This window comes from Chelativorans sp. J32 (genome assembly GCF_000518985.1).
Classification (GTDB): Bacteria; Pseudomonadota; Alphaproteobacteria; order Rhizobiales; family Rhizobiaceae; genus Chelativorans.
In genome coordinates, this window is sequence record NZ_JAEQ01000020.1 from 22,109 (window position 1) to 46,466 (window position 24,358).

At 60.9% G+C, this 24,358-nt stretch carries 22 protein-coding genes; 16 read left to right on the plus strand and 6 right to left on the minus strand.

The window, feature by feature from the left end:
- Both CHEJ32_RS0120070 and CHEJ32_RS0120075 read right to left on the minus strand, forming a co-directional pair.
- A complete protein-coding gene (locus CHEJ32_RS0120070) occupies positions 1 to 1,668 on the minus strand; it encodes an acyl-CoA dehydrogenase family protein (protein ID WP_051469797.1) in 1,668 nt (555 codons plus the stop codon).
- An 18-nt stretch (positions 1,669 to 1,686) separates the two neighbouring features.
- Positions 1,687 to 2,919, minus strand: coding sequence for a CoA transferase (locus CHEJ32_RS0120075; RefSeq protein WP_028035389.1), 1,233 nt, complete (start codon positions 2,917 to 2,919; stop codon positions 1,687 to 1,689).
- 242 nt (positions 2,920 to 3,161) lie between these two features.
- Here CHEJ32_RS0120075 and CHEJ32_RS0120080 point away from each other — a divergent pair, with 242 nt between their 5' ends.
- From CHEJ32_RS0120080 to CHEJ32_RS0120100, 5 genes are read left to right on the plus strand one after another with little or no spacing between them, the layout of a single operon-like run.
- Positions 3,162 to 4,244, plus strand: a complete 1,083-nt coding sequence (locus CHEJ32_RS0120080; RefSeq protein ID WP_084032879.1) for a TRAP transporter substrate-binding protein — start codon at positions 3,162 to 3,164, stop codon at positions 4,242 to 4,244.
- A 50-nt stretch (positions 4,245 to 4,294) separates the two neighbouring features.
- The gene (locus CHEJ32_RS0120085) at positions 4,295 to 4,810 is read left to right on the plus strand and encodes a TRAP transporter small permease (protein ID WP_028035391.1); all 516 of its coding nucleotides are present in this window, start codon (positions 4,295 to 4,297) and stop codon (positions 4,808 to 4,810) included.
- Positions 4,807 to 6,099 carry a TRAP transporter large permease gene (locus CHEJ32_RS0120090; RefSeq protein WP_084032880.1) on the plus strand — a complete coding sequence of 431 codons (1,293 nt, stop codon included), beginning with the start codon at positions 4,807 to 4,809 and terminating at the stop codon, positions 6,097 to 6,099. The genes CHEJ32_RS0120085 and CHEJ32_RS0120090 overlap by 4 nt, the downstream gene beginning before the upstream one ends.
- The gene (locus CHEJ32_RS25470; RefSeq protein ID WP_051469798.1) at positions 6,075 to 7,451 is read left to right on the plus strand and encodes an MmgE/PrpD family protein; all 1,377 of its coding nucleotides are present in this window, start codon (positions 6,075 to 6,077) and stop codon (positions 7,449 to 7,451) included. Before CHEJ32_RS0120090 ends, CHEJ32_RS25470 begins: the two co-directional genes overlap by 25 nt.
- Positions 7,448 to 8,635, plus strand: coding sequence for a CaiB/BaiF CoA-transferase family protein (locus CHEJ32_RS0120100; protein WP_028035393.1), 1,188 nt, complete (start codon positions 7,448 to 7,450; stop codon positions 8,633 to 8,635). The genes CHEJ32_RS25470 and CHEJ32_RS0120100 overlap by 4 nt, the downstream gene beginning before the upstream one ends.
- Here CHEJ32_RS0120100 and CHEJ32_RS0120105 read toward each other — a convergent pair.
- Positions 8,632 to 9,471 carry a MaoC family dehydratase N-terminal domain-containing protein gene (locus CHEJ32_RS0120105; protein WP_051469799.1) on the minus strand — a complete coding sequence of 280 codons (840 nt, stop codon included), beginning with the start codon at positions 9,469 to 9,471 and terminating at the stop codon, positions 8,632 to 8,634. The genes CHEJ32_RS0120100 and CHEJ32_RS0120105 overlap by 4 nt on opposite strands.
- A gap of 270 nt (positions 9,472 to 9,741) precedes the next feature.
- On the opposite strand from CHEJ32_RS0120105, the gene CHEJ32_RS0120110 reads away from it, so the two are divergent.
- Genes CHEJ32_RS0120110 through CHEJ32_RS0120130 form a run of 5 tightly spaced genes read left to right on the plus strand, consistent with a single transcriptional unit; the run spans position 9,742 to position 13,947 of the window.
- Entirely contained in the window at positions 9,742 to 10,875 is a 1,134-nt protein-coding gene (locus tag CHEJ32_RS0120110) for a thiolase family protein (RefSeq protein WP_028035395.1), read from the plus strand.
- Positions 10,872 to 11,303: a Zn-ribbon domain-containing OB-fold protein gene (locus CHEJ32_RS26880; RefSeq protein WP_198023892.1), complete on the plus strand. Its 432-nt coding sequence runs from the start codon at positions 10,872 to 10,874 to the stop codon at positions 11,301 to 11,303. Before CHEJ32_RS0120110 ends, CHEJ32_RS26880 begins: the two co-directional genes overlap by 4 nt.
- Positions 11,300 to 12,343: an alcohol dehydrogenase catalytic domain-containing protein gene (locus tag CHEJ32_RS0120120; protein ID WP_028035396.1), complete on the plus strand. Its 1,044-nt coding sequence runs from the start codon at positions 11,300 to 11,302 to the stop codon at positions 12,341 to 12,343. Before CHEJ32_RS26880 ends, CHEJ32_RS0120120 begins: the two co-directional genes overlap by 4 nt.
- 9 nt (positions 12,344 to 12,352) lie before the next feature.
- The gene (locus tag CHEJ32_RS0120125; RefSeq protein ID WP_028035397.1) at positions 12,353 to 13,519 is read left to right on the plus strand and encodes a hypothetical protein; all 1,167 of its coding nucleotides are present in this window, start codon (positions 12,353 to 12,355) and stop codon (positions 13,517 to 13,519) included.
- 11 nt (positions 13,520 to 13,530) lie between these two features.
- Positions 13,531 to 13,947, plus strand: coding sequence for a Zn-ribbon domain-containing OB-fold protein (locus CHEJ32_RS0120130; protein ID WP_034658855.1), 417 nt, complete (start codon positions 13,531 to 13,533; stop codon positions 13,945 to 13,947).
- 47 nt (positions 13,948 to 13,994) lie between these two features.
- On the opposite strand, the gene CHEJ32_RS0120135 is transcribed toward CHEJ32_RS0120130, so the two are convergent.
- On the minus strand, positions 13,995 to 14,879 hold the full coding sequence (locus CHEJ32_RS0120135; protein WP_028035399.1) for an SMP-30/gluconolactonase/LRE family protein: 885 nt from the start codon (positions 14,877 to 14,879) through the stop codon (positions 13,995 to 13,997).
- A gap of 262 nt (positions 14,880 to 15,141) precedes the next feature.
- Here CHEJ32_RS0120135 and CHEJ32_RS0120140 point away from each other — a divergent pair, with 262 nt between their 5' ends.
- The 4 genes from CHEJ32_RS0120140 to CHEJ32_RS0120155 all read left to right on the plus strand — a co-directional run bounded on the left by CHEJ32_RS0120140 (position 15,142) and on the right by CHEJ32_RS0120155 (position 19,850).
- Positions 15,142 to 16,104, plus strand: coding sequence for a branched-chain amino acid ABC transporter permease (locus tag CHEJ32_RS0120140; protein WP_028035400.1), 963 nt, complete (start codon positions 15,142 to 15,144; stop codon positions 16,102 to 16,104).
- Positions 16,104 to 17,876, plus strand: a complete 1,773-nt coding sequence (locus tag CHEJ32_RS0120145; RefSeq protein ID WP_084032883.1) for an ATP-binding cassette domain-containing protein — start codon at positions 16,104 to 16,106, stop codon at positions 17,874 to 17,876. The genes CHEJ32_RS0120140 and CHEJ32_RS0120145 overlap by 1 nt, the downstream gene beginning before the upstream one ends.
- Positions 17,869 to 18,576, plus strand: a complete 708-nt coding sequence (locus CHEJ32_RS0120150; protein ID WP_028035402.1) for an ABC transporter ATP-binding protein — start codon at positions 17,869 to 17,871, stop codon at positions 18,574 to 18,576. The genes CHEJ32_RS0120145 and CHEJ32_RS0120150 overlap by 8 nt, the downstream gene beginning before the upstream one ends.
- A gap of 140 nt (positions 18,577 to 18,716) precedes the next feature.
- A complete protein-coding gene (locus tag CHEJ32_RS0120155; protein ID WP_245261208.1) occupies positions 18,717 to 19,850 on the plus strand; it encodes an ABC transporter substrate-binding protein in 1,134 nt (377 codons plus the stop codon).
- 91 nt (positions 19,851 to 19,941) lie between these two features.
- On the opposite strand, the gene CHEJ32_RS0120160 is transcribed toward CHEJ32_RS0120155, so the two are convergent.
- On the minus strand, positions 19,942 to 20,937 hold the full coding sequence (locus CHEJ32_RS0120160; RefSeq protein ID WP_028035404.1) for an Ldh family oxidoreductase: 996 nt from the start codon (positions 20,935 to 20,937) through the stop codon (positions 19,942 to 19,944).
- A 27-nt stretch (positions 20,938 to 20,964) separates the two neighbouring features.
- The gene (locus CHEJ32_RS0120165; RefSeq protein ID WP_028035405.1) at positions 20,965 to 22,146 is read right to left on the minus strand and encodes an acyl-CoA dehydrogenase family protein; all 1,182 of its coding nucleotides are present in this window, start codon (positions 22,144 to 22,146) and stop codon (positions 20,965 to 20,967) included.
- Between the two features lie 194 nt (positions 22,147 to 22,340).
- Here CHEJ32_RS0120165 and CHEJ32_RS0120170 point away from each other — a divergent pair, with 194 nt between their 5' ends.
- Together CHEJ32_RS0120170 and CHEJ32_RS0120175 are read left to right on the plus strand one after the other, a co-directional pair.
- Positions 22,341 to 23,315: a LysR substrate-binding domain-containing protein gene (locus CHEJ32_RS0120170; RefSeq protein ID WP_028035406.1), complete on the plus strand. Its 975-nt coding sequence runs from the start codon at positions 22,341 to 22,343 to the stop codon at positions 23,313 to 23,315.
- Between the two features lie 74 nt (positions 23,316 to 23,389).
- Positions 23,390 to 24,358: an amidohydrolase family protein gene (locus tag CHEJ32_RS0120175; RefSeq protein WP_028035407.1), complete on the plus strand. Its 969-nt coding sequence runs from the start codon at positions 23,390 to 23,392 to the stop codon at positions 24,356 to 24,358.

Consider the following 24,358-nt stretch of genomic DNA (forward strand, 5'->3'; position numbering starts at 1 on the left):
TCAATTCTGCCTCGACAGCAGCCCGCGGCCGATGACCTGAGCCTGGATTTCGGCCGCACCTTCAAAGATGTTGAGGATACGTGCGTCGCACAGCACGCGGCTGATTTCGCTTTCCAGCGCATATCCGATGCCGCCGTGGATCTGCAGACTGGTGTCGGCATTCGACCAGGCGACCCTGGCGGCGAGCAGCTTCGCCATACCAGCCTCGATATCGCAGCGACGCCCCTTGTCCTTTTCCCGCGCAGCGAAATAGGTCAGCTCGCGCGCCATGACGATTTCGGCCAGCATCATCGCCAACTTGTCCGAAACACGCGGAAACTCGACAAGTTTGCGGGCGAACTGCTTACGTTCCTCGGCGTAGCGAAGCCCGAGCTCATACGCATTGCGGGCGACTCCGATGGAGCGTGCCGCAGTCTGAATGCGCGCGCCTTCGAAAGTTTGCATGAGGTGCTTGAAGCCTTGGCCTTCGACCCCGCCGAGCAGGCAGTTGGCCGGTACTTCAAAGTCCTCGAAGGCGATTTCGTATTCCCGCATACCGCGATAGCCCAGCACTTCGATGTCGGAACCGCTCATTCCCGGGGAGGGAAACGGATCGGACTCGGTGCCGCGCAGCTTCGGAGCAAGAAACAGGCTGAGACCGCTATAGCCCGTTGTGGCCGGGTCGGTGCGGGCGAGGATCGTCATCAGGTCGGAGCGGCCGCCATGGGTAATCCAGGTCTTGTTGCCATTGATGCGCCAGGAGCCGTCCGGCGCGCGATCCGCCCGCGTGCGCAGACTGCCGAGATCGGAGCCCGTATCGGGCTCGGTGAATACGGCCGTCGGCAACACCTCGCCGGAGGCGATGCGCGGCAGCCAGTATTTCTTCTGTTCGGGTGTCCCGCCGATCGTGACGAGTTCGCCGGCGATCTCGGAACGGGTTCCAAGGGAGCCAGCCGCGATCCATCCGCGGCTCAGTTCCTCGGTGGTAACGCACATGGCGAGCTTGCCCATGCCCATGCCGCCATATTCGGGATCGATACAGATACCGAAGACGCCGAGCTCGGCCAGCCGGTCGACCACATCGAGGGGGATCAGGCTGTCGGCCAGATGCCAGCGGTGCGCATGCGGCGCTATGTGGGTATTGGCGAACCGGCGGAACTGATCGCGGATCAGATCAAGCGTATCATCCTCGAGCGTCTCGTCGATTTCGCCCCCGGTGCGCACAAACTCGATCAGTGCGCGGCGAAGTTCCGGCAGATCGCTGCGTTCCACGAATTCCGCCGTTTTTTCGCGCAACGTTTCCGCTGCCGCGCTGACGCCGAGCTCGGACGGACGCACATATTCGTTCTGGCTCATGGGAACGCCGCCGATCAGCTGGCCGAGATATTCGGCAAATCCGATCTGCAGGACCAGTCGTTCCCCGTGGCCGAACCTGCCGCGCTCTGCGAGCCGCGCGGCCCAATTCGCGGTAGCCGCTATCGCCTTGACGGTGGTGGCCGTCCAGGCAAGACCGTGAACGGCTCGTTGATGCCTGTCGCCCAGATCACCATCGAACAGCCCGTCCTTCATCACGCGCGGCTCGATCGCGCTTCGGACGGCCAGAACATAAGCCTCCGCTGCTGCCGCAGCCCGCTGAGCCGCGATCAGGATTTCTTCCTCGGGCCTTTTTTTTATTAGTGCTCCGTTCATGATACTCGTTCCGTTCAATCACGATTTGCCGGTCGGGCCAGCGATGATCCCGGCATCGTGCAGCTTGCCGATCGTCGCGGCAGTCAGGCCGAGCACATTGCTCAACACCTCGTCGGTATGGGCACCCAAGCCCTTGCTGGGTGCCGCGGAAAGACGATCGGCACGGGGCAGCGTGGCGGCTGCGCCAGGTGTGGGATAGCGATGGCCGCTCGGATGCTCGACCATGTCGAAGAGCCTTCCGTTGGCGGCGAAGGGATCACCCTTCGCGATTGCTTCCTTCAGCGTGTTGTATGGTCCCCAGCACACCCCGGTGTTCTCGAACGCGTGCTCGAGTTCAGCGAGCGAGCGCTCTCCGACGGCGGCGGTTACAAGCGGATTCAGCCGGTCGCGATGCTGGAACCGCAGCCCCTCGTCGGAGCCAAGATCGACCCCCAGCTCGGCTTCTATGGCTGCTATCTCCTCGCGCAGTCCCAACGCGTCGACCAGATCCTTCCAGTGACGTTTTGTGAGCGCGACGATCATCACGCGGCGGCCATCCTTGGTGCGGAAGTCACGGCCGAAGGCACCGAAGATGTCATTACCCATGCGCGGGCGATCCTCGCCGGAAACATAGACCTCCGCTACCTGGCCGAGATGACCGAGGCTTGCGGCGGCGACATCGCCGAGCGGCACGCAGATTTCCTCGCCCTTTCCGGTCAGGCGGCGGTTTCGCTCTGCAGCCAGCAAAGTGAAAGCGGCATAGGAGCCGGTCACGAGGTCCCACGCCGGCAGCACGTGGTTTACGGGTGCATCGCCAAGCGTATCCGGCCCTGTCATCAAGGGAATTCCCACGGCACTGTTGACCGTGTAATCGACGGCCGACGTGCCGTCCGCCCAGCCCATGACACGCAGGGTGATCATGTCTGCGCGGTGCTTCACCAAATTCTCGTGGGATAGGAAACCGGACACAGGGTAGTTCGTGACGAACAGGCCCGCATTTTCCCCCGGCGCGGTGGCGATCGCGACCGCCAGTTCACGACCCTCCGGTCGGGAGAGGTCGATGGCGACGGACTTCTTGCCCTTGTTCAGACCCTCCCAGTAGAAACTCGGACCATTGGGCGAGCGCGGCCAGCGGTGGTAATCCGGGCCACCGCCGATCATGTCGAAGCGGATCACTTCGGCGCCCATCTGCGCGCAGTAGAGCGCACAGGAGGGGGCTGCCACGAAGGCGGCCCCTTCGACGATACGCAAGCCTTTGAGAAGCTCATACATGTCAGGCGGCCTGCTTCAATGCGCTGCCTCGATCGCATGAATCGTATTTTGCTTGGGAAAGTTTCATCGCCACGCACCAGATTTGAGCACCCAGCAACGATCATCGCCCACAGGTTTGCCGAAGACGATGCTCAAGAAGGTGAAACCTGTTATGCGACAGGGCGGACTCCCCAAGCGCCTGCCTCCACCGAAAGATACCGCCATCACAGCGGCACGAGGATGCCTGTCGAGGGAGGAAAAGAATGATGAGAATGGCTGGGTCTCTGCGCGTATCCGCAAGACTTCTTCGAAGGCTGATCCTGACAGGCATCACGGCAGCCGGCATGGCCGCCTCCACGCATGCCTCCCTTAGCGCCGAATTCGAATGGCGGTATTATTCGGTGTCCCCGATGGGGCATCCGTATTCACAGATCCTCGACAAGCATTTCAAGGCCATCCAGGAACGTTCCGGAGACAAGCTGAAGATCGATCTCGTTTATTTCGGCGAGACGCCCTATAAGGGTGCCGAAGCCGAAAAGCTGATGCGCGACGGCCTGGGTGAGATGACCGAATGGCTGGTGAGCTATTCGACCAGCACTTACCCGCTTCTCTCTGCTCCCGAGCTACCCTTCCTGCCCATCGAGGCGCTGGACCCGGCAAAGCACATTCCTGCCGCAGATAAGGCCTGGCAGAGCCCGAGCGTGGCCAAGGAGCTGGACAGCATCCTCGAACGCCACAACGCAATCCGGCTGTCTCGTTTCTACTGGCCACCACAAAATCATTGGCTGAATAAACCGATCGGCGGGCCGGAGGGTTTCAACGGGTTGAAGATCCGCGAATATTCGGCGGAAGGGATCGACTTCACAACAGCCATCGGCGCGACGCCGGTGTCCATGACCGCGCCCGATGTCTATGCCGCCCTGCAGCGCGGCGCCTTAGATGGTGTCGTAACCGCTTCGACCTCCATGACCGGAATCAAATGGGGCGAAGTGCTGAAGGCCGGGTACATCACGAACTTCAAGCTATCGATCAGCCTCATCCTCGTTTCGAAGCGCGAATACGACAAGCTGCCACCCGATGTGCAGACTATCCTCGGTGAGGAGATCGACAAAGCGACCAGCGAAATCCTAACTTTCATGGTCGACAACGAGACGAAGCTGCACGAGCAGCTGAAAAAGGATTACGGCTTCACCATCACCTACGCGTCGCCGGAAGACTACGCCAAGCTGCGTGAAATCGCTCAGACAGCCGTGTGGCCAGCTTGGGTCGAGCGAGTGGGCCCGGATGTGGGCAAGCCTTTGATCAATGACGTGTTGACGGCTCTGGGCGCTCCCGAGCGGCTCTGATCGAACGCAGGCGTCCGCGTTGCGGACGAAACTCCTCAGAAGGGGCTCTCATGGACCGCAAACCCGAAGCATTGCGCTCGGTCGACCGCGCGCTTTTCTTTCTCGCATGTCTGTGCGGTGTGGCAATCCTGGTGCTGCAGCTCGCCGAGATCGGAGCGCGCGTACTCGGCGGCAGTGTCGTTTTCTCCTCGGAGGCGACAGGCTTCCTGATGGCCATCATGGTATTTTTGGCCCTGCCGGAGGTGACCAGGCTCAATGAGCACATTACTGCCGATTTCGTCGTGCTGATGATGGGGCCGAAGCTGAGAGGCGTAATCGAACAGATCGTTGCGCCACTCTTCTCGGCGATCTACGTCGCGATCCTCATTTACCTGCTCTACGCCCTGACGCGTGATTCCTATCTGGATGGCGTCCGATCGGAAGGCGTCACGCGCCTCCCGGTCTTCATTCCCCAGGCGATCATGTCGCTCGGCATCGTTATCATGCTTGTGCGGCTGATCATCATGCTCGCCTCGCCTCAAGCGCCCCGTCCGCATTCCGACGAGGCGAAGGAGCATATCCAATGATCGTGCTGACTGCGATCTTCGCCACTCTGATCGTTTTTCTCTTTATAGGATTGCCGATCGCGGTGTCGCTCGGCCTTTCCGGGCTCGTCTGGATCCTTGCGAAGGACCCGATGCTCCTGCGGGGAGCGGCCTATGCGGTATGGAACAACGCAAACAGCGTGACGCTGGTCGCCGTCCCGATGTTCCTGCTGATGGGCGAGATCATCCAGCGCAGCCAGGTTGCCGTGAAATTCTACCGTGCCATGTCGCTATGGGTCCGCTGGCTGCCGGGAGGCTTGCTTCATTCCAATATCGGCGCCTCCGCGGTCTTCTCTGCGGTGTCGGGCTCAAGCGTTGCAACCGCCGCCACGATCGCAACCACCGCCATCCCGGACCTTTTGAGGCTGGGCTACAAGCGATCCCTCGTCGCTGGAACGCTGACGGCCGGCGGGACGCTCGGGATCCTGATCCCGCCGTCGATCCCGATGATCATCTACGGCGCCATCACGGAGACCTCGGTGGGACAGCTCTTCATGGGCGGCGTTCTGCCAGGCGTCATGATGACCGCGCTCTTCTTCCTCTACGTCGTCCTATCATCGATCTTCGATCAGCGGAGCAAGGCGCGCGAGCCGAGTGCCGCCGTGAGTACAAGAGAGCGCCTCACTTCGTTGGTGGACATCTTTCCGATTGCCGTGCTCATTGCGGTCATCATCCTCGGCATCTACCGCGGCTGGGCTACACCGACCGAGGTCGCGTCCCTGGGAGTGGCCGGTGCGATCATAATCGCCGCAGTGTTCGGGCAATTCTCCTGGGCGATCTTCCGCGACTCGCTGATTTCGACGGTCCGGTTCACTTCGATGCTGACCTTTGTCATCCTTTCAGCGCACGTCTTTGCGTTTGCCTTGTTCGGCTGGGGTTCCACCCGCGCCGTGGTGGCGTTGATTGCCGATCTCGGCCTTTCGCCATCCGGCGTACTCTTGGCGGTCGTCATCCTTTGTCTGTTCCTTGGCATGTTCATCGATGCGATCTCCATGATGGTGCTGATCCTTGGCGTCGTGTTCCCGATCATCACCGCAGTCGGCTACGATCCCGTCTGGTTCGGTATCGTGCTGGTCCTGCTGCTCGAGATCGGGCTCATCACTCCGCCCGTCGGTCTCAATCTCTACACCGTACGCGGGCTGATGCCGGCCGCGACCCTTTCCGAAGTGAGCTGGGCCTCTCTGCCATTCGTATTTCTGCTCCTGCTCGGAATCTTCATTCTCTATCTGTTCCCGGAGATCGTGCTATGGCTTCCACGCAACGTAAACTGAGCGCGGCGCCGGCCCCGGTGGCGCAGCGGCTTGCCGAATTCGCGGTCGCCGCCGATGTCGCGGATATGCCTCAAGAGGTGGTCCGAAAAGCGCAGGGGTGTCTCGTCGATTACATCGCCTGTGCTCTTGAAGGCGCCGACCTGCCCTGGAGCAGACAGGCGATCGAGTACGCGTCGACGGGGCCGCAAGGACCCGCGACCGTGATCGGTACGCATAAGCGGGTTGCAGCCGGTGAGGCTGCCTTTGCCAATGGCGTGCTGGGTCATAGCCTTGTGCGGGAGGACATGCACGTCGCGAGCTGTACGCATCTCGGGGTCGTCGTTTGGCCGACTCTTTTGGCTCTCTCTGATCTTGTGGGGGCCAACGGCAAGGATTTCCTCGCGGCTGCCGTCGTCGGCTATGAGGTCGGAGCCCGCGTTGGCCGGGCTCTCTTTGATGCGGATCTCGCGGCCAGGCTGCGCCCGACGGGTACAGTGGGTGCGATCGGTGGCGCTGCCGCGGCCGCCCGGCTGCTTGGCCTTGACGAGGAGCAGACGATTGCCGCGATCGGCTTTGCGGCGAACTGTGCCGGAGGGGTGAACGAGTGGCCCTGGGTCGGCGGTACGGAAGTTTTTTTCCATGCGGGCTTCGCGGCGCGAAACGCGGTAACGGCAGCGCTTCTGGCAAGGGCCGGCGCGTTCGCGTCGCCGACCGCGCTTGACGGCCGCGCGGGTCTCTTTGCCGCCTTCGACCGACGGGAGCGAGCCGACGTAATCGCACCACTTGCGGACGGCGAATACGACATCATGGCGGTTTACTGGAAGCCGGCGCCGGCCTGCAATTACGTTCAAACGCCGTGTCAGGCAGCGCTGGCCGTTGCGAGACAAGTTCCTGATCCGGCCGAGATAAGAGAGGTGCGCGTCGGCTCCTTCACCGCGGCGCTGCGTTATCCCGGCTGCGATATGTCGGGCCCCTTTGCCGGCATTCTGGAGGCGAAAATGAGCATCCAGTATTCGGTGGCCGCCACACTGGTGAACCGGGCGGTAGCCGAAACCAATTATGCTCGCCTCGACCACCCGGAGATTTTGCGGCTGGCTGCCGCCACCAAGCTTATCGTCGATCCGGATTTCGAACGCGCCTTCCCCGCCATGCAGGGAGCGGAGATAAGCGTTGTCCTCAAGGATGGAAGAACGATAAGCCAACGTTGCGACGATGTAAGCCCGGTGGATGATGACGGCGTGCGGCAGCGCTTCCTGGCCGCTGCCACCGGAGCGCTCGGCCAGGAGACCGCGAGCGAGGCGCTTGCGGCGATCGACAGACTGCCGATCGATGGCCAAGCGGGTGATCTGACGAAGCGGTTTGTTCGGACATGAAGGACGATATCAGCGCGCTCGGCGGCATCAGGATCCTGGAGCTCAGCCGGCTCCTCCCGGGTGGCTTGGCCACACAGATGCTGGGCGACCTCGGAGCCGACGTCATCAAGGTAGAACAGCCGGGAATTGGCGACTACACCCGGGCTTTCCCGCCCATGGGAAAGCAGGATTCCGGGTTCTTTCTGGTCGGCAATCGCAATAAGCGCTCCATTACCGTCGACTTGAAGTCGGGTCCAGGCAAGGAAATCGTCCACCGGCTGGCCAAGGAGTGCGATGTCGTCGTCGAAGGTTTCCGGCCAGGCGTGGCCGACAGGCTAGGCGTCGGCTACGAGGCACTGAAGAAGATAAATCCCGGCATCATCTACTGCTCGATCTCGGGCTTCGGTCAAACGGGACCATACCGCGATATCCCGGGCCATGACATGAACTATCTCGGTATCACCGGTATGCTGCAGCTCACCTCCCGGCCGGGTATGGGGCCGCAGGTGCCTGGGCCGCTGATCGCCGATATCGGTGGCGGTACGATGATGGCGGTGTTCGGAATTCTGGCGGCACTGATCGCACGGCAGAAGACCGGCAAAGGCCAGTTCGTGGATGTATCGATGACCGACGGATCGATACATTTCATGCATTCCCACGCCTCGCACTACCTTGTCGCCGGCGAGGAGCCGATGGGCGGCGTTCATCGGGTGGCGGGTGGATCCATGCCCTACAACATCTATCAGTGCGCGGATGGAAAATATCTGACGCTGGGGATTATCGAGGATCATTTCTGGCAGCGGCTGCGCAAGACGCTTCGTCGCGATGACCTGCCCGAAGACCCATTCCCGCCGCGTGAAGAGATGGAACGGGCAAAGACCATCCTAACCGAGATCTTTCTGAGCAAGGCTCGGGACGAGTGGGTGAAAATCCTATGGGAGAACGATCTGCCCGCCGGGCCGGTCAACTCATTTGCGGAGGCCTTCAGCGATCCGCAGATGATGGCACGCGAAATGCTGCTCCACGTCGATCATCCTGTCGAAGGAAAGATACCCCAGATCGGCTTTCCGGTGAAGTTTTCCGAGACGCCGGGAAAAATCACCCGCCATCCTCCGGTGCTTGGAGAACACACCGACGAAATCCTGCAGTCGCTGGGCTATAGTGCGGAGGAGATCGACAGCCTCAAGAAGGAAAAAACTGTTTAGGCGAGCCTTCCTTCGATCTGCATGGCAATCTCGTTTGCGGCATTAAGTGCCACGAGTTGGAAACGATCGCCGTCCTGGCGGCCGGCAAGCTCGAAAGGGGCAATGGCGAAGAGTGGCCGCATGGCTGTGATATTGAACGAGGAAACCGCACGACCAGGAAGGTTCTTCGACAAAAGCTCCATCAGCAGGGTGGCTGTAAGCGGCCCATGCACCACGAGCCCCGGATAGCCTTCGACTTCCGTGGCATAGGGATAGTCGTAGTGAATCCTATGCGTGTTGTAGGTGACCGCCGAGTATTGAAACAGGAGCAGGGCGTCTGGCTCCACCCGGTCTTGCCATTGTGGCTCGAAGCCCGGACCGCTCCCCGCCTGCGGTGTAGAGCCGGGCGAGCCCGGCGTTGCCGCCTCGCGATAAGCGATGCGCTGGCTCTCCCGCATCAGACCGCCGGCGGTTCCCTCGATCACATGGTCTACGGTTACAAAGACCAAGGCACCGCTGCGCCCGGTCTTTTCCAAGATATTGACAATCGTCGAGGTGCGGCAAACTTCTTCGCCCACGACCAAAGGCTTCTCGATCGCAATGGTCGAGCCTGCCCACATGCGGCGAGGCAGGTGAACAGGCGGCAGGAACTCTCCTCGTGCCGGATGTCCGTCGGGTCCCGCCTCGCTATGAGGCATGGCCGGCCAAAACAGGGCCCATGTCCATGCCGGCGGCCAAGGGTCACCATCCGCCGGTGCGGCCCTGTCCAGCAGACCCGCCATTCGGCTTGCGACAAGGCGCGAAGCGGTATCCCTGACCGTCTCGCTTCTGCCCAGCCACTCTGCATAGTTCGACATTGGTGCGCTCCAAATTTGGCGCACTATCCGGCAGAGGAACTCCCCGGTCGAGACCGAGAGAGCCGAGTTGCTCGAATAACAGCTATTCACCACGTGCCTAAACCGACAGCTGCAGTGAAAAGGTGTTTCTGGTTCAAGGCGTTAGCTGGCCGATATCTCTCAAGTCGGCCCCCTTGCAGCCACCCAGAGGGGCTATCCTGCTCGAGTGAAATTGCGCAATCTCGCCTGACCGCTGTGGAACGCGCGGCTAAATGGTGAGGGCAGACGAGAATGGCAAAAGCGCAGGCGGCCGTTGTCGGCGTTGGGACCACGGCCTATGGCCGGCTCCCGGACTACGATGCATACGATCTGGGAATGTGGGCGTTGACCGAGGCACTAGGCGACGCTGGCCTGAAATTCGAAGACATCGATGGCGTCATCATAAACCGCATACCGGACTACCAGCGCTTTTGCGAGATCGCCGGTATCGATCCGCAATATGTAACGATCACGCCGGGGCATGGGAGGTTCGCGGCGATCTGCATCGATACGGCGATCAGCCTTGTTGCAAGCGGTCGCTGCAAGACCGTAGCTCTCGTCTATGGCAACAATGGCCGCTCAGCCGGGGCTTCTTATGGAGGACCTGAGGACAGTTATGGTTCCGGCGCAAATGGCCTGTGGTTCCCGTATGGGATGACGTCGCCGGGTGCCTTCCATGCATTGATGATGCGTCGCCACATGGGTCTCTATGGCACGACGCCCGAGCAGATCGCCCAGGTTTCCATGACCTTTCGCAATCACGCCGCTTTGAATCCGCAGGCAGTGATGCGTGAGCCATTCAATCTCGACACCTATCTCGATGCGCGCATGATCTGCGATCCGCTGCGCTTGCTCGACTACTGCCTGATCAATGACGGCGGCGTCGCCATCATTATCACCGCGGCGGAGCGTGCGAGGGATTTTCCAAAGCCGCCGGTATATCTCCGCGGAGCAGCACTTCAGACGGTCTTCGCCGACTCGATGTTTCCGCCGGAGGATTTTTGGCGAGGCGCGATGAAGAAGGTGACGGACCGCAGCTTCGGCGATGCTGGCCTTTCCCACGCCGACATGTCGGCGCTCATGATCTATGACAACTTTACCCCGACCGTGCTGTTCTCCCTTGAAGGCTGCGGCTATTGCGGTGAGGGCGAGAGTGGCCCGTTCGTGGCGGAAGGTCATCTGGCGCTCGGGGCGAAATTCCCGACCAACACGTCCGGCGGGCATCTATCCGAAAGCTATATGCAGGGCTGGGCGCTCAATGTCGAAGCGGTGCGGCAGCTTCGCGGAGAATGTGGCGAACGGCAGGTCAGCGAGGCTGCCAATGTCCACTACTGCGCCGCCGCGCCTGTATGCTCTTCAATCGTATATTCGAGGGACGCATCATGAGCGCAGTGTTACCATCAGACAAGCCGCGCCCACGGCTTGACGGCCCGGAGCAGCCTTTCTGGGCCGGGCTGAAGGATCGCCAGATCCGTGTGCAGCGCTGTGATCACTGCGGGCGCCACCGCTTCCCGGCGAGCCGCTATTGCCCGCATTGCCACGGCCCGCATTCCCATTGGGATGCGGTTGGGGGGGAGGGCGAGGTGGAAAGCTTCTGTATCTTCCACAAGGCCTATTTCCCGGGTTTTGCTGCCGAGACCCCATATGCGGTCATTCAGGTGAGGCTCGATAGCGGTGTTCGTTTCTTTTCCAATTTGGCCGGGGGAGCCGACAACGCCGAAATCCAAATCGGCATGCGGGTGAGGGCGGTCTTCGAGGATGTCGACGATGCATTGACATTGCTCAAGTTCCGCACGGCGGAGGCAAAGCCATGAAGGCGATCGTGGTCGAGACGCCCGGAGGCGTCGACGTACTCAAGCCGCAGATCGTACCCGACCCGGTCGCAGGCCCGCAGGATGTGGTCATCAAGGTGGACAGCTGCGGTGTCTGCTTCCATGACATCGTCACGCGCAACGGAACGCTGAAGGCAGGCGTCAAGATGCCGCTCATCCTGGGTCACGAGATCGCCGGCACCGTGGTGGAGGTCGGCAGCCGAGTGACAAAATTCCGGCCGGGCGAGCGCGTCGCGACGACCCAGCGTTACCATATATGCGGCTCGTGTCAGCATTGCCGGACCGGTTACGAGCCGCTTTGTGAGGACCGCAGATTCCTCGGCGACTATGAAATGGTTGGCGGCTACGCCGAGTTCGTCGCGGTGGAGGACGACAATGTCGCTCACGTGCCCGCCAATGTTCCGCTGCATGAGGCAGCCATCGTCGCCTGCACCATCGGCACCATCGTGAACGCGATGCGGGAGGTCGGACGCATATCCGCCGGCGAAACGGTCCTGGTCACGGGCTCGGGCGGCGGGCTCGGCATGCATGCAATCCAATTCGCCAAGCTTCAGGGCGCACGCGTCATCGCGCAGACAACCTCGCCGAAAAAGGTGGATCGGCTGCGGGAGTTGGGTGCCGACGAGGTCGTCGTGCACGAACGCGGCGCGGATTTCTCCGGCGAAGTGCGTAAGCTGACCGGCGGTCAAGGTGTGGATGCCGTGGTCGACAATGTCGGCAGTCTGCTGTTTCAGCCGATCCGCCGGTCCTTGGCCGTGCGCGGCCGCTGGATCCTTGTTGGGCAGCTTACCGGTGACTTTGTGCCGTTCAACCCGGCGCAGCTCTTTCTCAAGAACATCTCGATGCTCTCCGCAACGTCGACAACGCGCAGGCAGCTCGAGCAGTGCCTTGAATTGGTATCGCGCGGCGGCATCAAGCCGATCGTCGATCAGCGGCTGCCGCTGTCGGAGGCGCGCCGCGCTCACGAGCTTGTCGAGGCAGGCGCGGTGACAGGGCGCATCGTCCTGCAACCGGGAGCGTGAGGAGGAAACATGAAGATCAACGCAGCCATCGTCGGGGTTGGCGCATCGAAGTTCGGAAGATTCATGCCGGACACGCAGCTCGCCATGGCCGCCAAGGCTCTGAAAGAAGCGCTCGACGATTCCGGTCTTGAACGCGATGAGATCGACGGCCTCTCCATGCATATGGGATGGCCGCTGGGCCTTGATTACGACAGCGTCGCGGAAGGCCTGGGTCTCAACATCCGCTACGTCAATCAGGCATGGACGCACGGGCGCTTCGTCACCAACACACTGCAGCATGCCGCGCTCGCAGTGTCGGCCGGCCTTGCAAATGTCGTCGCCTGCGTGACCGCGATCAGCTTTACGCGCGAGCGGGACATCCTTGGCGGACCGGGTGACATGGAGGGTTACCGGGAGGGCGGCGGCACCCATGGGGAGGCGCCACATTATGGTCTCACCTCGCCTGCGGGCGGTGCGGCATTATCCATGCAGCGCTACATGAAGTTGTACGGGGCGACGAGCGAGAAGCTGGCCGCCGTTCCGATCCAGATCCGCCAGCATGCGCTGCAGAACCCCGATTCCGTCATGAAGGAGCCGTTGACGCTGGAGGCACATCAAACCTCTCGCATGGTCGTTGATCCACTCCATCTCTTCGATTGCTGCCTGATGACCGACGGCGCCGTGGTGACCTTGGTTACGACCAGGGAACGTGCGCGCGACCTCAAACAGAAGCCGGTGGCGATCGCGGGGATGCAGGGCATACGGTCCGGCCGCGATGAGTTCATTTTCGCACCGCCGGGTTTGGGCATAGGCCAGCAGCCGGCGACGAATATCCGTTCCCGGCCCATCGACGTGGAAGTGTTCGAGGCAGCGGGCGTGACCCAGAGCGATGTGAAGGGCGTCTATACTTATGATGCCTTCTCGCCGCTCGTGCTTTTCGTGTTGGAACGCTACGGCTATTGCGGTGAGGGAGAGGCGGCGGATTTCGTGCAGAACGGAGCGATCGGTCCGGGAGGAAGGCTGCCGGTCAATACCAATGGCGGCCTGCTTTCCGAGGCGCACGTTGCCGGCTGGAACCATATCCGCGAAATGACACGGCAGATACGCGGTACCGCAGGGCCGCGGCAGATCCCGAATGCCGACGTGCTGCAATGGGGCACGGTATGGGGCGATTCGGTTATCCTGACGGCCGATTGAGGAGGCATTCCATGAGTTTCAAGCAGGGCATCACGGCCAAGCCGCGTCCGCGCATCACGCCCGATCACCAACCCCTGTGGGACGGCTTCAAGGTCCACAAGCTCATGCTTCCGTATTGCGAGGAGTGCGGCAAACCACATTTGCCGCCGGGGCCCGTCTGCCCATACTGCCTCTCCGATCGGCTTGACTGGCGCGAGGCATCGGGCTGCGGCACCATTTCCACCTGGGTCGAAGTGCATAAGGTGTGGTTTCCGGCCTTTGCCGACGATGTCCCTTACAATGTGATCCAGGTCGAATTGGCCGAGGGGCCGCGCATCACCGCGAACCTGATCGATTTCGGTGGGAAGATCGAAGTCGGGCAGAAGGTGCAGGCCACCTTTGACGACGTAGATGAAGATCTGACAATGCTGCGGTTCAAACCGGCATAGATGCACCGCGGCGCGGGATGGATTGAAACCCTCCCGCGCCATGTCGCTCAGCCATAGAATGGCTCCGGAAGACCGGCGACGTCGACATCCATGGAAAGCAATCCACCTGAGAAGGGCTCTGCAGCTAGCTTCTCCGGCGGCAGACGGAATCTTGCGGTGGTGATATATGCGGTCTTCAGATCTTTGCCGCCGAACGTGAGATGCGTGGGCTTTGTCACGCCCAGCTCTATGATCTGGTCCACCTCGCCGTCGGGGCTGAAGCGGACAAGGCAGCCGCCATCATATCGCGTATTCCAAAGATAACCTTGGGAATCGACGCTAGAGCCGTCGACATCCCCCGGAAGGTCCTTGGTGTCGGCGAAGAGACGCCTGTTGGAGATACGGCCCGTATCCAGATCATAATCATAGGCAAAAATCAGGTTTGTGTGGCTGTCTCCGAGGTAGAAGGTTCCCCCGTCCGGACTCCAGCAGATCGAGTTCGGGAGGTAGATGTCCTCGTCCTGCATCAATGCGACGCCGCCTTCGGCGCTGACTTGCCAAAGCCGGCCCTTGGGACCTGAAAGCATCTTGTCCATGCTGGCCACGAGAAAGCGGCCACGCTGGTCGGTGCGGCCATCGTTGAGGATGTTGCCGGGACGGTCGGCCTCCGGGTGGGAAAGACGCTCGAGACTGCCGGTCTCTGGATTCCAGATCGCCATACCGTTGCGTCCGGAAACCAGCACATTGCCATCTCTGCACAGCGCATAGGAACCGAGCTTCTCCGGCGGGGTGGCGCTCTTCGTTTCGCCTGTGGAGATGTCAAGACGATGAAACCCCGGCTTCAAGACATCTATCCACGTAAGCGCCGAACGGTCTGCATCCCAGAGCGGCACCTCGCCCAGCACGTCTTCGGTCTGTGCAACGAGCCGAACCTCGCCAACTTCCACCGGCATCGCAAATCCTCCTCTTACGATCGCTTCAGGGATTACCGCATGGATATCGTCGACGCAGGTAAGGTCCCACTATAGCAGCTATGCACCTGCCGTTATTGACGTCTGAGGGGTGACCCTGACCTATTAGGCGCAGGGTTCCGGCCTGCGTTTTATGCAGTGCGGGCTTGGGCAGGAGGCAGGATCAGGGAGGACCGCCGATGCTATGCCACCGTCCGGCTAACATTCATTTTGTGAGCCGCAGTCCGAAGGCAAAGTATGCCGCATGAGTGACGGGCTGATCCTTCTCGAAAACTTTCTCCAAGCGCTGGCTGCCGGCCTGATGGTCGGCTGTCTTTACGGCCTGATGTGCACGGGTCTCGGCATGATTTTCGGCATCATGCGTGTGATCAATTTCGCGCAGGGCGATCTCATGATGCTAGGCATGTATGCTGCCTGGTACCTGTTCACCGGCTTCGGCATTCTCGCTTTCCTCGGTCCGTATGTGGGTCCGGTGGCAGCGGCGATCGTCGCGGGGCCGCTGCTTTTCATCGTCGGCTATTTCCTGCATCAGTTCCTGATCTCACGCGTAACGGGGGTCAGTGTTGCAGCAAGCGACAACCAAGGCCACTACGCCCAGCTGATCCTGACGCTCGGCATCGCGCTTATTCTTCAGAATGGCGGCCTCATTCTGTTCGGGTCTGAGCCGGTTTCGATACGCACGCCCATGTCTTCTTCGGCTTGGGAGATCGGGCCAATGGTAGGCGAGTGGGTATCCGTCTTTCTCAACAAGGCGCGGTTGGTCGGTGCCATCGTGTCCGTTCTTGTGGCGCTCGGGCTTTATGTCTTCGTCAATCGCACCCGCCTTGGCAAGGCGCTGCGCGCGTCCGCCGATAATGTGGAAGCGGCTCAGTATATGGGCATCAATGTCGATCGCGCCCACCGCATCGCCTTTGGGCTAGGCACGGCAATCACGGCTATCGCAGGCGGTCTGGTCGCAACCTACTATCCCTTTCAGCCCTATGTCGGCATCGAATTCGTCATCGTCATGTATGCCGGTGTTGTCCTCGGCGGGCTCGGCTCGATCGTGGGCGCCTTCTGGGGCGGCATGACTATCGGCCTGGTGCAGCAGCTTTCGACATTGGTCCTGCCGATCCAGTTGCAGAATACGGCGATCTTCGCGGTGTTCCTTTTGGTCGTGTTTTTCCGGCCGCAAGGCCTGTTCGGCAAGAGCGTGGAGCGGGTCTGATGGGAAGCCGTACGACATTCATGCAGTCGCTGGGCATTCTGGCAGTGCTGTCCGCGGTCTATCTGCTGCTCGTCTTCATCGTGCCCAATCAATATTACCAGCTTATGCTGACGCTCGTGGCCATCTGGGCGGTGATGGGCATTTCCTGGAATGTCCTCTCGGGCTATTCCGGGCTTGTCTCCTTCGGCCATGCGGCCTTCTTCGGACTTGGTGCGTATACCGTCGCCCTCGGCCTGCTGCATTTCAACTTGTCGCCATGGATCGGACTGCCGCTGGCCGGGCTGGTCGGTGCCGTTGCGGGCATCATCGTTGGCCTGCCCACGTTCCGGTTGCGCGGCCACTACTTCGCGCTTGCCATGCTCGCCTATCCGTTGGCGTTGCTCTACGTCTTTGAGTGGCTGGGCTATCAGGAAGTCGCGCTGCCGATGAATCGTGAAAACCCGGCCGCCTATATGCAGTTTTCGGACGGACGCATTTATTCTGTCATCGCGCTGGTTCTGCTGGTCATCGCCGTCCTGGTTTCACGCTGGATCGAGACAACCCGTTTCGGTATGGCGCTTCTTGCCATTAAGCAGAACGAGCTTGCTGCGGAGGCTGCCGGCATAGAGACGCGCAAATGGAAGCTAAGGGCGATCGCCATTTCAGGTGCGATCGCGGGCGCGATCGGCGGCTTTTATGCAGTGATCCTTATCGTCGTGACGCCGGCCAGCGTGTTCTCCATGCTGACCTCGGCACAGGCGCTGATCGTCGCGCTCTTCGGAGGCATCGGCACCGTCTGGGGCCCGGTGATAGGCGCGGCGATCCTGATTCCGCTGTCGGAAACCCTGCATGCGGAACTGGGCAATATACTGCCAGGTATACAGGGCGTCGTCTTCGGCACCGCCATTGTTCTCGTCATCCTTCTCGCGCCGGAGGGCATCTTCTGGAAGATCCGCGACTTGATAACACGCAGCGACCGGGACGGACGTTCCGGGGAAGCGCCTGTCGCCACCGCGCTCGTGGATGCTGGCGAACTGCTTGAGCGTCCCGAGGCGATGGCCGGCAAAACCGTCCTCGAGGTCAAGGGCCTCTCTAAGAGCTTCGGTGGCCTCAAAGCCGTGCAGGACGTGTCATTCAAGGTCCCGGAGGGCGCGGTGATCGGCATCATCGGGCCGAATGGCGCCGGCAAGACGACGCTTTTCAACATGCTGAACGGCTTCCACACGCCAAGCAGCGGCGAAGTCATTTTCGAGGGCGAGAACCTCGTCGGGCTTCAGCCGAGCGGCGTCTGCAAACGCGGAATCGGCCGGACATTCCAGGTTGCGCGACCCTTCGCCCGGCTCTCTGTGCTCGACAATGTCCTGGTCGGCGCATATGTGCGCGCCGACGACGACGCGACGGCGTTGCGGCATGCACGCGAAGCCTTGGCGCTGGTCGGCATGGAAAAGGACGCCGAGCGAACGGCCGGCGGACTGCCATCCAAAGAGCAGCGACTGATGGAGCTGGCGCGCGCACTTGCCGGCAAGCCGAAAATCCTTCTGCTCGACGAAATCCTGGCCGGGCTCGGCTCGTCCGAAATCAATGAGGTGATCGTCGTGCTCCGCAAGCTGACGGAATCCGGCATTACGATCCTCATTATCGAGCACACGATGCAGGCGATGCTCCGGCTTGCCGATCACTTCATCGTCCTCGATCACGGCGCACTGCTCGGCGAAGGTAAGCCGCGCAACATCATGCGTGACCCGAAGGTCATCGAAGCTTATCTGGGCAGGAGGTGGCGCGAACGTGCTTGAGATAAGAGAACTTTGTGTCGCCTATGGCGGCGTATCAGCGCTGAATGCCATCTCGTTGACGGTGAATGCGGGCGATTTCGTCTCCATCGTCGGCCCCAACGGCGCCGGCAAGACGACCCTCTTCAAGTCGATTTCCGGGTCGGTGCCGGTTAGGTCTGGACACATCACCTTCGAAGGCCGGGATTTAATCGCCATACCGGCACATGAGCGGCCCCATCTGGGAATCGCACATGTGCCGGAAGGACGGCAGGTGTTTCCGAACCTGACGGTCGAGGAAAATCTCGAAATGGGCGCCTATACCGAAACTGGCCGGCGCGACTGGAAATCGAACCTCGCTTTCATCCTGAACCTGTTTCCTATTCTCGACGAACGGCGGCGGCAGTTGGCCGGCACGCTCTCCGGCGGTCAGCAGCAGATGGTTGCCATTGCCCGCGGGCTCGCCTCCTCGCCGAAATTGCTGATGCTCGACGAGCCGTCAATGGGGCTCGCACCGGCCGTCGCGGATTCGATCTTCGAGGCCATTGTGGAGATTCGAAAAGCGCGGAACCTGACGGTGCTGCTGGTGGAGCAGCGCGCAGTGGAAGCGCTCGAAAGCTGTGATCGAGGTTATGTGATCGAAACCGGGCGTGTCGTGCTCGAGGGCGAGCAGAATGAGCTCCTTTCGGATGAACGTGTCCGGAAGGCCTATCTCGGCATGTGAGTGAACAGTCTACAATATCGGGAGGAACCACAGTGTTTACACGCAGACAGTTGCTATCGGCCGGCGTGGCCGGGCTTGCCATGTCCATCGTCACTGGCCAGCCCTCCGCCTTTGGCCAGTCCAATCCGGCCGAGGTGAAAGTGGCGCTGATCGCGCCGATGTCCGGCCCGTGGGCTCGCCAGGGCGAATTGATGAAGAAGGGTGCCGAGCTTGCCATAAAGGACATCAATGACGCCGGCGGTGTCGCCAGCCTTGGCGGTGCAAAGATGCAGTTGCTGGTGTTCGATGCCGGCGACACGGCAGAGAAGGCAAAGAACGCCGCGCAGCGTATGGTCTCCCAGGAGCCGGACCTTGTCGGAGTCACCGGTGCCTGGCTGTCCTCGTTTACGCTGTCCGTCTCCGAAGTCACCGAACGGGCAGAGCTGCCAATGGTGACCTTGTCCTATTCTGACCAAATCACCTCCCGCGGCTTCAAGTATATTTTCCAGATGCCGCCGACCGGAGTGAAGCAGGCACAGGACGCCCTTCCGGCGCTGATGGAGGTGGCGGAGAAGGCGACCGGTAAACAACCGAGCACGACCGGCATCATTTCTGACAATACGGCATCCTCGGTGAGTTTCGCCAAGCCGATGCGGGAAGGTGGACTCGAGGAAATGGGCATCGAGCTGCTCTTCGATGAGACCTTCACGCCGCCACTGGCAGATGCCACCGCGCTGATCCAGCAAGCGCGCTCCGCGCGGCCTGAATTCCTGATCATGCTTGGCACTTCCGTACCAGACGACAAGCTGCTGCTGGAGAAGATCAACGAGTTCAATCTTGGTGGCGGTCGCATGCCGATCATTTCGAGCGGCGCTCACATCGGGGCTCCCGAACTCCTGAAAAACATCGGCCCCGACCTGCTTGAAGGCGTGATGTCGGTGGTCGGCAACTGGGGTGCCAAGGGTCAGGAAGAGATCATCGAGCGCTTCAAGCAGGAAACGGGCGAGCCTTGGATGACCCAAGACTCGATTAGCGCTTACGGCGACATCTGGCTCTTCAAGCAGGCGCTGGAAGACGCGGGAAAGGCGGACAGGAAGGCCGTCGCGGAAGCGTTGCGCAACATGGATACCACCGAGGGGCCGGCGAAGTTTTATCCGGGCGGTCATATCAAGTTCGACGAAGCCGGCCACAACGTAAACGCCAAGCTGATTATTGTGCAGTGGCAAGGCGGCGAGCCCAAGCCGATCTACCCGGAGGCATCGGCGCTGGCCGAGCCTGTTTGGCCGACCAGGTAAATCCTGCTCCTTTCAAGAGGAAAGCCCGCGATGCACAGCATCGCGGGTTTTTCACTATAGCAGCCGGCGCTTGATAGTCAGTTTATGGAGGTCAGCTTAGGCCGCGATCGATAATGGTCTGAATGCCGGCGAAAACCGTGTCGGGCATTTCTATGAAGCCACCCTTGAGCATCCCCGCTCGTTTGGCACGAGAACGGTCAAAGGGCATGCGGACCGGCTCGCCGCCTTCGACAGGCCGGGTCGATCGAACCGCCTCGGCGTAGTCGAAGATCTCCGCCTTGAACGCCTCGGTTTCGACCAGCAGGTCCGGGCGAATTGCCACGATCAGATAGCCGAATTCGCGCAGCTCGCCCGGGATCATCGGTGAGCCGGCCAGGATGCCGAGCATCTGCACGACCATGGCCAAGCCCGAACCTCGATGCCCACCCCAGGGCGCGAAGGCTCCTTGAAGCGCAGCGTCCGGATCGGTTGTCTCCTGGCCGTCCGGTCCGAAAGCCAGTCCCGGATTGAGCCGCTCGCCGAGGCGGCGCGCCAGAACGACCTGCGCGTGGATGATCGCCGAAGTGCCGATATCCCAGATGACGGGATCATCCTTGCTGGGGAAGCCGAAGCAAATCGGGTTGGTCCCGAAACGCCCTTCGCTGCCTCCGTGCGGTGCGACCCAAGGAGAGGCGTTCGACGCGATCATCGTCACGAGATCATGTTCCGCTGCCATTTCGGCGTAATAGGAAAGCATGCCCGTATACCAGGTGTTGCTGGCGCCGATGACGGCAATACCGCTGGTCAGCGCCTTCTCGATCGCGATCTGGGTGGCGCGGTGGGCCACCAGATAGCCGAGGTTGTCGGCGCCATCGATGCGGGCCGAGATGGAGGACTCTTTCATCACCCTGATCGGGCGAGTGGAGAGGCCTTGTTTCTGCAGTCGCTCGGCGATCGACAATATCCGTGCGAAACCGGCATAGTCGAGCCCGCGAAGTTCGCTGTCCATGAGGTGGTCGGCAGCGATCTTCGCCTGGCCGGCTTCGTAGCCCAGCTTGGATAATGCGGATTCGGCAAGGATGTAGGCCTCTGGGATCGCGATACGCATGGAGACTCCTTGTTTCTGCCTGAACGCTCAGTAGGAACGCGGCATCCCGAGCACATGCTCGGCTATGAAGGCGAGGATCAGATTGGTCGAAATAGGCGCCACCTGATAAAGGCGTGTCTCGCGAAACTTGCGCTCGACATCATATTCCTCGGCAAAGCCGAAGCCGCCATGTGTCTGCAGGCAGGCCTCCGCCGCGTGCCAGGCCGCTTCAGATGAGAGCAGCTTGGCCATATTCGCCTCCTTCCCGCACGGCATCTGCCGCTCGTAAAGCTCGGCGCCGTGATAAACCATCAGCCGCGCGGCGGACATTTCCGCATAGGCGCGCGCGATGGGGAACTGTACGCCCTGGTTTTGGCCGATGGGTCGATTGAAGACGATGCGCTCACGGGAATAGGCCGCGGCCTTGTTGATGAACCACGTCGCGTCTCCAATGCATTCGGCGGCAATCAAAAGGCGCTCCGCGTTCATGCCATCCAGCACATAGCGGAACCCCTTTCCTTCTTCACCGATGAGATGCTCCGCCGGCACCTTCAGATTGTCGAAGAACACTTCCGTGGTGGCATGGTTCATCATGGTGCGGATCGGCCGGATGGTCAGGCCGTTCCCGATCGCCTCCCGCATGTCCACGACGAGGATCGACAGGCCGTCGGAACGTTTGGCGACCTTGTCCTTTGGGGTGGTGCGGACGAGCAATATCATCAGGTCGGAATGCTCGGCGCGTGAAGTCCAGATTTTTTGGCCGTTGACGATGTAGTGGTCACCCTGCCGTACGGCAGTCGTCTTGATGGACGTGGTATCGGTTCCGGCGGTCGGCTCAGTCACCCCAAAGGCCTGCAACCGGAGCTCCCCGGATGCGATTTTTGGCAGCCAGCGCCGCTTTTGCTCTTCGTTGCCATGGCGCAGGATGATGCCCATGACATACATCTGCGCATGACAGGCGCTGCCATTGCCGCCATTCGCATGAACAGTCTCAAGGATCGCGACGGCGTCGGAAAGGCCGAGGCCCGAGCCGCCATACTCCTCCGGAATTAGCGCGCCGAGATATCCCGCCTCCGTCATCGCATTGACGAACTCCGACGGGTAGCGACGCTCGCTATCCACCTTGCGCCAGTATTGGTCGGGAAAGCGCGCGCACAGGGCCGTTACGGCATCCCGGATGTCCTGTTTAGGATCCTCGACGTTATCCAGATTTGTAGGTCCGTCCAGCATGAAGTCCTCTCCGCCCTAACAGCATCCCCATCGAGGGGATGGCGGCAATCTCAGATGAGGCAAGTTGCCCCGTTTGAACGGTAGAGTAGCGGCGAACGCTGCAGACGTCATACGCCAACAAATCCTATCAGCTATATTGTCAGTGGTGGGCCTGGGACATATCTTTGCGCGCCGGGAGGAGGCATACTGCACTGATGGAACTGAAGCAGCTCAAATATCTGCTGTCCGTTTCGGAGCTTGGCAGCTTCTCGAAGGCAGCGGTCGTGTTATCGGTGGCTCAGCCGGTTCTTTCGCGTCACATACGAAGCCTGGAGGAAGAGCTAGGCGTCGAGCTTCTTCACCGTACAGGCCGCGGCATCGTCGTTTCGGATGCCGGTAAGGTCGTGGTCGACCACGCCCGCTCGATCATGGCGTCCATCGGCGCGATTTCCGCGGATATCGACACCCTAAGGTCGGATCCAAGCGGCAGGATATCGATAGGAATGCCGCCGACCGCGGGCTCGGTTCTGACCGCGCCGCTGATCGAACGGTTCCATGAGGAATATCCGCGCATAAGGTTGAAGGTGCAGGAGGGCTATAGCGGCCACGTCCTGGAATGGCTTTCAACGGGACGCATTGACGTTGCCATTCTCTACAACGCCCCGAAAACGTCCACATTGATGACGGAGCCGCTGATCGAGGAGGAGTTGCTGCTCGTAGGCCCCGGGCGGGAGCGGTGCATGGCAATGAATGGGCCGGTGAGCGGCGAGCAATTGGCCGAGTTGCCGCTGATCTTGCCTTCGCATCCGCACGGGTTGCGCGTGCTGGTCGAATCCCTTCTCGGCGCGCGCAAGATCTATCCCAATGTCGAATATGAGATCGATAGTCTCAGCGCCGTCGTCAACATGGTGGAGCGCGGCGTCGGATATACGATCCTGCCTTATGCCAGCGTCAATTCCAAGGTCGAGGATGGTGCGCTCAGGGTAACTTCCATCATAGAGCCGAGGATGACCCGGCACCTGGTGCTGGCGACCTCGACACAGCGGCCGGTGACAAACGCGACGCGTATGCTGGCGAAGATGGTGACCCAGCTCGTGCGCGACCTCGTCAGGGAAGGCGTGTGGCTCCCTCGCGTTTCAACAGCGGACCAATATCACGCCTCCACCTCATCTATACCTGCTATACCGTAGGCCGCAATTGTTCGCGCCACTGCGATTGCTGAGAATGCAATTCTTGATGTCGGTGTTCGCAGGGAGGACGAGCGGTGCCAGTTGTCGATTCGCACGCGCATATCTGGGGCGAGGGGTTTTTGCCCCGGGCGTTCTTTCGACGCGCCGCCGAGCGGTGGGCTGCAAAGTCCGATGAACGCACGCCCGACATGATCCTGCCGCGGCTGCTTGCCGGCGTCGAGGATCAGAATGGCGATGATTTCGTAGAAAATATGAATCGGGCTGGCGTCGACCGGTCGTTCATCATGATGATCGACGTGGGCGAGCCCGTATTTGGCGAGGAGCCACCTGTCTCGATCGATCAACAAATCGAGTTTTACGGCGCGTTGCAGAAGCGGCACAAGGGACGCCTCCACTGCCATGTCTCGGTCGATTTCCGGCGCAGCAACTATCTCGAAGCGCTAAAGCGCGGCGTCAGGGATCATGGTCTCGCCGGTATCGGCGAACTGACCCCAGACGGCTTTGCAGCCGACGGAGAGAGTGTGCGCCCCATGTTCAAGCTTGCAGCCGAGCTCGGCGTGCCGGTCCAGATCCATACCAGGGCCGGGGTCTGGACGGATTTTGCCGGCGCGGATTATTCGGAGAAGAACCCGGTTCATCCGATCCATGTCGCCCGGCTTGCGAAAGAGATACCGGATCTGAAGATCGTTCTCTGCCATGCAGGCTTTCCGCATTGGTGGCAAGTGGCGGCAGAGGCTGTTGCCGACCTTCCCAATTGTGTTCTCGACGTTTCCAACTGGAACGAACAGCTGGAATCCGATCCAGGCAATCTGATCGCTCGGCTTGCAACCTGGCGCTCCTTGGTGGGAAGCGAGCGAATCCTGTTTGCGTCGGATCAGGCGTCCGGCAAGCGCTTTACGGGTGACCGCTCGGATTTGGGCCGTTGGGTCGCATTCTTCCGCGACCTGCCGGCCAATGCGGAAAAATGGGGTTACCGCTTCAGAGCGGAGGAAGCCGAGCAGATGCTCGGCGCCAACGCACTTTCTTTCTACAATCTCTCATGA

What these genes read in the sequence shown, in the direction of transcription:
- CHEJ32_RS0120170 (WP_028035406.1), top strand. Translation starts at nt 22,341, where the DNA reads ATGGAACTGAAGCAGCTCAAATATCTGCTGTCCGTTTCGGAGCTTGGC.
- CHEJ32_RS0120100 (WP_028035393.1), top strand. Translation starts at nt 7,448, where the DNA reads ATGAAGGACGATATCAGCGCGCTCGGCGGCATCAGGATCCTGGAGCTC.
- CHEJ32_RS0120110 (WP_028035395.1), top strand. Translation starts at nt 9,742, where the DNA reads ATGGCAAAAGCGCAGGCGGCCGTTGTCGGCGTTGGGACCACGGCCTAT.
- CHEJ32_RS0120090 (WP_084032880.1), top strand. Translation starts at nt 4,807, where the DNA reads ATGATCGTGCTGACTGCGATCTTCGCCACTCTGATCGTTTTTCTCTTT.
- CHEJ32_RS0120160 (WP_028035404.1), bottom strand. Translation starts at nt 20,937, where the DNA reads ATGCGTATCGCGATCCCAGAGGCCTACATCCTTGCCGAATCCGCATTA.
- CHEJ32_RS0120070 (WP_051469797.1), bottom strand. Translation starts at nt 1,668, where the DNA reads ATGAACGGAGCACTAATAAAAAAAAGGCCCGAGGAAGAAATCCTGATC.
- CHEJ32_RS26880 (WP_198023892.1), top strand. Translation starts at nt 10,872, where the DNA reads ATGAGCGCAGTGTTACCATCAGACAAGCCGCGCCCACGGCTTGACGGC.
- CHEJ32_RS0120080 (WP_084032879.1), top strand. Translation starts at nt 3,162, where the DNA reads ATGATGAGAATGGCTGGGTCTCTGCGCGTATCCGCAAGACTTCTTCGA.
- CHEJ32_RS0120165 (WP_028035405.1), bottom strand. Translation starts at nt 22,146, where the DNA reads ATGCTGGACGGACCTACAAATCTGGATAACGTCGAGGATCCTAAACAG.
- CHEJ32_RS0120085 (WP_028035391.1), top strand. Translation starts at nt 4,295, where the DNA reads ATGGACCGCAAACCCGAAGCATTGCGCTCGGTCGACCGCGCGCTTTTC.
- CHEJ32_RS0120130 (WP_034658855.1), top strand. Translation starts at nt 13,531, where the DNA reads ATGAGTTTCAAGCAGGGCATCACGGCCAAGCCGCGTCCGCGCATCACG.
- CHEJ32_RS0120105 (WP_051469799.1), bottom strand. Translation starts at nt 9,471, where the DNA reads ATGTCGAACTATGCAGAGTGGCTGGGCAGAAGCGAGACGGTCAGGGAT.
- CHEJ32_RS25470 (WP_051469798.1), top strand. Translation starts at nt 6,075, where the DNA reads ATGGCTTCCACGCAACGTAAACTGAGCGCGGCGCCGGCCCCGGTGGCG.
- CHEJ32_RS0120075 (WP_028035389.1), bottom strand. Translation starts at nt 2,919, where the DNA reads ATGTATGAGCTTCTCAAAGGCTTGCGTATCGTCGAAGGGGCCGCCTTC.
- CHEJ32_RS0120120 (WP_028035396.1), top strand. Translation starts at nt 11,300, where the DNA reads ATGAAGGCGATCGTGGTCGAGACGCCCGGAGGCGTCGACGTACTCAAG.
- CHEJ32_RS0120135 (WP_028035399.1), bottom strand. Translation starts at nt 14,879, where the DNA reads ATGCCGGTGGAAGTTGGCGAGGTTCGGCTCGTTGCACAGACCGAAGAC.
- CHEJ32_RS0120140 (WP_028035400.1), top strand. Translation starts at nt 15,142, where the DNA reads ATGAGTGACGGGCTGATCCTTCTCGAAAACTTTCTCCAAGCGCTGGCT.
- CHEJ32_RS0120125 (WP_028035397.1), top strand. Translation starts at nt 12,353, where the DNA reads ATGAAGATCAACGCAGCCATCGTCGGGGTTGGCGCATCGAAGTTCGGA.
- CHEJ32_RS0120145 (WP_084032883.1), top strand. Translation starts at nt 16,104, where the DNA reads ATGGGAAGCCGTACGACATTCATGCAGTCGCTGGGCATTCTGGCAGTG.